This window comes from Aureimonas ureilytica DSM 18598 = NBRC 106430 (assembly GCF_000382705.1).
Taxonomy (GTDB): Bacteria; Pseudomonadota; Alphaproteobacteria; order Rhizobiales; family Rhizobiaceae; genus Aureimonas; species Aureimonas ureilytica.
Map to the genome: position 1 here is coordinate 22,259 of NZ_ARQE01000020.1, position 7,435 is coordinate 29,693.

The window sequence follows — 7,435 nt, forward strand, 5'->3', positions numbered from 1 at the left end:
GAGACGACCTACGAGGCCCTGGCCGAGGAGATGCTGGAGGTGCGCTCCGGCTCCCCGCTGATGAAGCCCATCGAAGCGGTCGCAGCCCTGCTGCTCGTCGGGATTATCGGGCTTCTGCTGATGGGGGTCGTGTCGCGCTACGTCTTCTCCATCCCCGTCGTCTGGATCGACGAGGCGGCCTCAATCGCCTTCCTGTGGCTGGCGATGCTGGGTGCCGCCATCGCGATCGACCGGGCCGAGCACCTGCGGCTGACTATCTTCCTCAACATGCTTCCCGAGCGGTTGCGTGGGTTGGCTTCGACGCTCGGCCTGCTCCTTGTCGCGACCTTTCTGGTCGCGTTGCTGGAGCCAGCCGTCGAGTACGTCGTGGAGGAATCATACCTCACCTCCGCCGCGCTCAACATTCCCATGAGCTGGCGGGTCGCGGGTCTGCCCGTCGGCATCGGCCTGATGCTCGTCCTCGTCCTGCGGGATGCGTTCCGCTCCGGCACGCTGGCGCAGTTCGCGGGCTGCCTCGCAGCGATCGGCCTCGCGGTGGCAGGCCTCTGGTTCCTGTCGTCCGGCCTCTCGTCACTCGGCTACGGCAACATCCTCGTGTTCCTCGTCGGCTTCGTCGCCTTCTTCCTGGCGATCGGCGTGCCCATCGCCTTCTGCTTCGGCCTCGGAGCGCTGGCCTTCCTTACGTTCACGACATCGATTCCGACCATGGTGATGATCGGCCGCATGGACGAGGGCATGTCGGCGCTGATCCTGATCTCGGTGCCGATATTCGTCCTCCTCGGCTGCATTCTTGACGCCACCGGTATGGGCAAGGCAATCGTGGAGTTCCTCGCCTCGATGCTCGGCCACGTGAAGGCCGGCATGAGCTACGTCCTTCTCGGATCGCTCTTCCTCGTATCGGGAATCTCGGGCTCCAAGGTCTCGGACATGGCGACCGTCGCCCCTGCCCTCTTCCCCGAGATGAAGCGTCGCGGCCACAAGCCCAAGGAGATGATCGCGCTTCTGGCCACCGGGGCGGCGATGGCTGACACGGTGCCGCCCTCCATCGTCCTGATCGTGCTCGGATCGGTCGCGGGCGTGTCCATCGCGGGCCTCTTCACCTCGGGCTTCGTGATCGCGATGGTGCTCCTCGTTGTGCTTGCCGTCCTCGCGCGCTGGAAGGCACGTCACGAAGCCATGGAGGGCATCCGCCGCGCGCCGCTGAGGGCGATCGGCAAGACCGCGCTGATCGCCGCCCCTGCCCTCGTGCTGCCCTTCCTCATCCGATCGGCGGTTGGCAGCGGCGTCGCGACCGCCACGGAAGTCTCCACCATCGCTGTCCTCTACGCGCTGGTGATCGGGGCCGTGCTCTACGGGGGCATCCGGCCCCGGAAGATGTACGCCATGCTGGTCGAAACCGCGGCCTTGTCGGGCGCGATCCTCCTTATCCTCGGCACCGCCTCGGCCATGGCCTGGACCCTGACGCAGACGGGCTTCGCCTTCCACATGGCCGCGCTCGTCACCGACCTGCCGGGCGGATGGGTCACCTACATGCTGGTGACGATCGGGGTCTTCATGCTGCTCGGCTGCGTGCTGGAGGGACTGCCCGCGCTTGTCCTGATGGCGCCGATCATGTTTCCGATCGCCAAGAACCTCGGCATCCACGACATCCACTACTCGATGGTGGTGGTGACCGCCATGAACATCGGCCTCATGGCACCGCCCATCGGCGTCGGCTTCTACATTGCCTGCAAGATCGGAAGCGTTTCCCCGGACGAAGCGATGGGCGCGATCTGGCCATACATTGCGGCACTCTTCGTCGGTCTGCTCCTCATCGCGGTGGTGCCTGCATTTTCGATTGGCTACCTTTGAGAGCCGATAATGGAACGTCGGCTTTCAAGCAGGGTAGCGTCGAATGGCTGCGGCTGCAAAATGACTTCATAAAGAGGTATCATCAAACCCCTTAGGTTGGGGGCTCACCCAAGCCATTGAGTGGTCGTTGCGATCAAGGCGATGGCGGCGAGATAGTTGATGGCGAGGCGGTCGTAACGGGTTGCGATGCGCTTCCAGTTCTTAAGCCTGCCGAACATGCGCTCGATGGTGTTGCGGCGGCGGTAAGCCCTGCGGTTCAGCGGATAGACGATATCGCGGGCGGCCCGCCCCGGAATGACCGGCTCGATCTCATGTTGGATGAGCCAAGTCCGCAGCTTGTTGGCATCGTAGGCTTTGTCTGCGATTAGGCGCTTCGTCGGTCTCATGGCTTCTAAGAGCGGAAGAGCCATGGAGATGTCGGCGATGTTGCCGGGCGTTAGGGCAAGGGCGACGATCCGGCCACCAGCATCGGCCAGACAATGGATTTTCGTCGTTCGGCCGCCGCGCGAGACGCCGACCGCTTGGGCAAACTCCCCCTTTTCCGCCGGATGCTGAGCGGTGTGCTTTGACATGCGTGCTGTCGAGGCAAAGCTCTTGAGGGATAGCGCCTGCGGCGGCAACCTTGGCGAAGATCCGCTGCCAGATGCCGCGTCGTGCCCAACGAGTGTAGCGGTTATAGATCGTCTTGGCCGGTCCGTACTCTGGCGGCACATCCCGCCAGCGACCGCCGGTCTTCAGGATATGGAGGATCCCCGAGATCACCCGTCGGTCATCGACCCGCGGCTTGCCGGGTTGGTTCTTCGGCAGGCGCGGCTCCAACACCGCCCATGCCTCGTCCGACAGCCAGAACAGATCGCGCATGATCGTCTCCATCCAAAAAACCCAATGCCGGATGGAATCCGCCAATCGTGGGAATATGTTGGGTAGGTCCCCTACCTAGATCCCCTTCGCCTCGCATGATTTGATCCAATATGCGTTGCAAGCGTTTCAAGGCTAGCCCGCAGCAAGAAGGCGGGAATAAGAGTTTTCGAGCGCACCCGATCGCAACGCGTCCGGATCGCTTTCCTCGACGATTCGTCCGGCGCGCATGATCGCGAGCCGATCGCACATGTGCGCCACAACGGCCATGTCGTGGCTGACCAGGAGATAGGTGAGCGAGCGCTCGCGTTGCAGCCGCTTGAGTAGGTTTAGGATCTCGGCCTGAACGGACACGTCGAGTGCTGAGGTCGGCTCGTCCAGAAGCAGGATCGGCGGCTTGAGGATCAGCGCCCGTGCGATCGCCACGCGCTGGCGCTGACCGCCCGACAGCTGGTGGGGATAGCGGTAGCGGAAGCGGAGGGGAAGGCCGACCTGATCCAGCGCCTCGTCGATCCTCGGGTCGTGGTCGCTGAGGCCATGGATTGCCAGCGGCTCGGACAGCGTCTGTCCGATTGTGTGACGTGGGTGAAGCGAGCCGTAGGGATCCTGGAACACCATCTGGACAAGGCGTAGATCCTCGCGCGATCGCCGCGATGCCGCGACCGGGCGGCTTTGGATGCGGATCCCGCCCTGCCATTCGCGCACCCGGCCCGCGACCGCGCCGAGCACGGTGGACTTGCCGCAGCCGCTTTCGCCGACCAGCCCGAACGTCGTGCCCGGCTCGACGCGGAACGAAACGCCGTCTACCGCGCGGAACGCGTCGTACTCGACCACGAGGTCGGCGATTTCGAGCGCGGCGGTCATCGGACGGGCTCCCGCCAGGACGGCTCCCGTTGGAGGACGGCCAGCATGTCAGTGGGCCGGTCGAGCCGTGGCAATGCCTCCATCAGTCCCCTCGTGTAAGGATGGCGCGCCTGTTCCAGTTCGGAGGCAGGCAGGCGCTCGACGATCTGCCCGGCATACATGATGAGAACGCGGTCGCAGAAGGCGCGCACAAGGTTCAGGTCGTGGCTGATCAGCATGAGGCCGATCCCTTTAACGTCGATCATCTCGCCTAGAAGGTCGAGGATCTGGTGGCGCACGGACACGTCGAGCGCGGAGGTCGGCTCATCGGCGATAACGAGCGAGGGCGAAGCTATCAGCATCATCGAGATCATAATGCGCTGGCCCATGCCGCCCGAGACCTCGTGCGGATAAAGGGCGAAGACGCGGGCGGGATCGCGAATCTGCACCTGCGCCAGCATGTCGAGCGTGCGCTCTCGCGCCTCGCGGGCCGACAGTCTGAGGTGCAGGCGCGCCATCTCAACGATCTGCTTGCCGACCGTCATCACAGGGTTCAGCGAGTATTTGGGGTCCTGAAGGATCATCGCGACGCGCCGGCCGCGAACTGTGCGCATCGCGCGCTCGGAGGCGCCAAGCAGGTCGATCTCCTCGAAGCGCATCTGGTCGGCCGACATCCGGGCGGCTGGCGGCAGGAGGCGCATAACGGCGCGCCCCGTCATGGACTTGCCCGAGCCCGACTCGCCGATGATGCCGAGCTTCTCGCGTCCCACCGAGAAGGAAACGCCGCGCACCGCCTCCACAGGGCCGGAGGGCGTGCCGAATGCCACGCGTAGGTTCTCGACGGTGAGAATTGGGAACGAAGCGTCAGCCATTGCGCGGGTCCAGGATGTCGCGAAGCCCGTCGCCGAGCAGGTTGAAGGCGAGGCTGACGAAGAGGATGGCAAGGCCCGGCACGGTGGTCAGCCACCAAGCGTCGAGGAGGTACTGGCGGCCTGAGGCGGCCATGGCGCCCCACTCGGCGGTAGGCGGCTGGACGCCGAGCCCAAGGAAGCCAAGGCCGGCGGCGGTCAGGATGATGCTCGCCATGTTGAGCGTCAGGCGCACCAGGATCGAGGGCGCGCAGATCGGCACTAGATGGTGAAGGAGAATACGTCCGCGCCCTGCCCCCTGCAGCTCGGCTGCGACCACGTAGTCCGAGCCGCGCACGGTGAGCGTCTCGGCCCGCGCGAGGCGTGCGATCGGCGGCCACACGGTGAGCGAGATCGCGATCACCGCGTTCTCCAGGCCCGGCCCCAGCGCCGCCGAGAAGGCGAGCGCCAGAACGAGGCCGGGAAAGGCGAGGAAAATGTCGGTGACGCGCATCAGGGCGACATCGACCCAGCCGCCCAGGAGCCCTGCCGTCGCGCCCACCAGGAAGCCGATCGGTGCGACGATTACCGTCACAAGGACGGTGGTCGTGAGCGTCGTGCGCGCGCCGAACAGGATGCGCGAGAAGACGTCGCGCCCGAATTCGTCGGTGCCGAACCAGTGCGCAGCGCCGGGCGCGAGCAAGGCGCGGTCCATCGCCTGCACGTTCGGGTCGTAGGGCGCAAAGAGCGGGGCCAGAAGTGCGACGAGGATCAATAGGGCGATCACTGCGAGACCTGCCAGCGCGGGCGGGTTGCGCAGGAGAAGGAGCCAGCCGCGATACAGGCGGCCGAGCCGCGCTTGGCGCGTGGAGGCCACGTCCTCGGTGGTGAGCCAGGCATGGAGGCCGGCGGGGGGCGGGGTCGTGGCGCTCATCGGCGGGTCCTCGGATCCACGAAGCGATAGGCAATATCAGCGAGAAGGTTCATGGCGATCGAGATCAGGCCGATCACAAGGACACTGCCGAGCACGGCGTTCATATCGGCAAAGAACAGGGCGGTCGTAAGGTACTGTCCAAGGCCTGGCCAAGCGAACACCGTCTCGATCAATACGGTGCCCTCTAGGAGACCGAGGAAGGACAGGGTGACGATCGTCAGGAGCTGGACGCGTATGTTGCGGAAGGCGTGCCCCCAGACGACGCGGCTCGCGCTGAGGCCCTTGGCGCGGGCGGTGAGCACGTATTCCTGACCGAGCTGCTCCAGCATGAAGGAGCGGCTCATGCGGCTGATATAGGCGAGCGCCGCGTAGCCGAGGATGAGGGCCGGCGTCACGAGATGGTGGAGCGCACTCCAGAACACGTCCCATTCCCGTGCCAGGGCGGCATCGATGATAAGCGATCCGGTCGGCCCCTCCACAAGGCCTTCGTTGTAGACGTCGATGCGCCCGCCCCCCGGAATCCAGCCGAGATTGGCGTAGAAGACGAGGATCACCAGCGTGCCCAGCCAGAAGATCGGCGTGGAATAGCCGACGAGGCCGACGACGCGTGCCACATGGTCGATCCAGGTTCCCCGCCGCACGGCGGCCAGGATGCCGAGCGGGATGCCGAGCCCCGCCCCGATCAGGATCGCGAGGCTCGCCAGCTCGATCGTAGCCGGGATGACGCGAGCGAGGTCGCTCGCTACCGCGTTCTTGGTGACGTGCGATTGGCCGAGGTCGAGGCGCACGACGTCACCGAGATAGGTCGCGAACTGCACGAGAACCGGCCGGTCGAGCCCCATGCTCTGGTAGACGCGCTGGTAGGTTTCCTGGTCGGCTTGGTCGCCGATCACCGCGATTACGGGATCGGCGGGCACGAGGCGACCGACCGCGAACGTGATCGCGAGAAGGCCGAAAAGCGTGGTCAGGAGAATGAGGATTGTGCTGACGAAGCGGCGCACCCGCCCCGCCTTGCGCGCCCGCCCCGAAGCCGGTGCCGCGGGTACGCTTGGCGCATCGATCGCCGGGGCGCTCACCCTCAGCGCTCCTTGCGCACGGTGTCCCAGCGCGTGAGCCAGGTCGGATGGCCGACATAGCCCTTCACGTCGCCACGGACGGCCTTCGCGTCGACGCGCTGGAACGAGGTGATCAAGGCGGGTGAAGACCGCAAATAGCTTTCGTTGACCTGGCGGTAAAGATCGGCGCGCTTGGCGTTGTCGGTCTCATGCGCGGCGGCTAGCACGCCTTGCTGGATGTCGGCTGGCACCTCCCAGGCCGCGCGCCAAGCCAGAAGCCCGGTGAGCTTGGCTTCGTCGCGGTTGTCGGCGTTGGTGGCGTATGAGCCAAGCACTGGGTGCGGGTCGGGCAGGCGCTCGCCCGAGCGCGCCGAAAAGAGTTCGAACTCTCGGTTCCGGAACTTGCCGATATGGTCGCCAATCTGCAGGTCGAGGCGGATGCCGGCCTGGGCGGCGTTGGCCTGGAGCGATTGGGCGACCTCGCCCTCGGGCGTCTGAGGGCTCGCATAGTAGGTCATTGCGAAGCCGTCGGGATAGCCCGCCTCCGCGAGCAGCGCCTTCGCCTTGGCGATGTCGAGCTTGTAGGGGTTCTCGTTCAGCGCACCCGGCAGGCCCGCCGGCACGATGGTCTGCTGCGGCGTGCCGTAGTAGCGCATCACACCGCGCGACAGGCCTTCGTAATCGATGAGGTAGCGGAAGGCCTCGCGCACCTGAGGTTTGGCGAGGATCTCGTTCTTTTGGTTCAGTGCGAGATAGTAGAAGCCATAGCCAGGCGTGCGCTGGACCGCGACCTTGCCCCCGCTCTCCAGAGCCGCGAGGTCCGTCGATGACAGGCGCGTTGCGACGTCGAGGTCGCCCGCCTCAATNTGGAGGCGCTCGGCGGCCGATTCCGGCAGGTGCCGCAGGATCACGCGCCGCATCGCGGGCTCGCCCTGCCAGTAGTCCTTGAAGGCTTCCGCGATCAGGATATCGTTGGCCCGCCAAGTGCGCAGCATGTAGGGACCCGAGCCCGCGTCGCGGGTTTGTAGATACTCCCCGCCCATGTC

The 7,435-nt window shown here is 65.6% G+C and carries 7 protein-coding genes; 1 reads left to right on the forward strand and 6 read right to left on the reverse strand.

Translation table 11 applies throughout. The annotated features are described in order from the left end of the window. Positions 1 to 30: 30 nt before the first annotated feature. Positions 31 to 1,851, forward strand: coding sequence for a TRAP transporter large permease subunit (locus tag B146_RS0123040; protein WP_407638568.1), 1,821 nt, complete (start codon positions 31 to 33; stop codon positions 1,849 to 1,851). A gap of 104 nt (positions 1,852 to 1,955) precedes the next feature. Here the strand turns inward: B146_RS0123040 and B146_RS28730 are convergent. The 6 genes from B146_RS28730 to B146_RS0123070 form a co-directional block, all read right to left on the reverse strand. Then, a protein-coding gene (locus B146_RS28730; RefSeq protein ID WP_155897685.1) for an IS5 family transposase occupies positions 1,956 to 2,712 on the reverse strand; the annotation gives its coding sequence in 2 pieces (ribosomal slippage) (positions 1,956 to 2,379 and positions 2,378 to 2,712; 759 coding nt in all). A 132-nt stretch (positions 2,713 to 2,844) separates the two neighbouring features. After that, complete coding sequence (locus tag B146_RS0123050) at positions 2,845 to 3,573, reverse strand: ABC transporter ATP-binding protein (protein ID WP_019998847.1); 729 nt, start codon at positions 3,571 to 3,573, stop codon at positions 2,845 to 2,847. After that, on the reverse strand, positions 3,570 to 4,424 hold the full coding sequence (locus tag B146_RS0123055) for an ABC transporter ATP-binding protein (RefSeq protein WP_026358877.1): 855 nt from the start codon (positions 4,422 to 4,424) through the stop codon (positions 3,570 to 3,572). Before B146_RS0123055 ends, B146_RS0123050 begins: the two co-directional genes overlap by 4 nt. Continuing rightward, positions 4,417 to 5,334 carry an ABC transporter permease gene (locus tag B146_RS0123060; protein ID WP_019998849.1) on the reverse strand — a complete coding sequence of 306 codons (918 nt, stop codon included), beginning with the start codon at positions 5,332 to 5,334 and terminating at the stop codon, positions 4,417 to 4,419. The genes B146_RS0123055 and B146_RS0123060 overlap by 8 nt, the downstream gene beginning before the upstream one ends. Then, positions 5,331 to 6,335 carry an ABC transporter permease gene (locus B146_RS0123065; protein ID WP_019998573.1) on the reverse strand — a complete coding sequence of 335 codons (1,005 nt, stop codon included), beginning with the start codon at positions 6,333 to 6,335 and terminating at the stop codon, positions 5,331 to 5,333. Before B146_RS0123065 ends, B146_RS0123060 begins: the two co-directional genes overlap by 4 nt. 77 nt (positions 6,336 to 6,412) lie before the next feature. Continuing rightward, entirely contained in the window at positions 6,413 to 7,432 is a 1,020-nt protein-coding gene (locus B146_RS0123070) for an ABC transporter substrate-binding protein (RefSeq protein ID WP_081631079.1), read from the reverse strand. Between the last annotated feature and the right edge of the window lie 3 nt (positions 7,433 to 7,435).

Bases quoted from the DNA above. Each gene is read 5' to 3' on its own strand.
- B146_RS0123040 (WP_407638568.1), top strand. From the start codon at position 31: ATGCTGGAGGTGCGCTCCGGCTCCCCGCTGATGAAGCCCATCGAAGCG.
- B146_RS0123050 (WP_019998847.1), bottom strand. From the start codon at position 3,573: ATGACCGCCGCGCTCGAAATCGCCGACCTCGTGGTCGAGTACGACGCG.
- B146_RS0123055 (WP_026358877.1), bottom strand. From the start codon at position 4,424: ATGGCTGACGCTTCGTTCCCAATTCTCACCGTCGAGAACCTACGCGTG.
- B146_RS0123060 (WP_019998849.1), bottom strand. From the start codon at position 5,334: ATGAGCGCCACGACCCCGCCCCCCGCCGGCCTCCATGCCTGGCTCACC.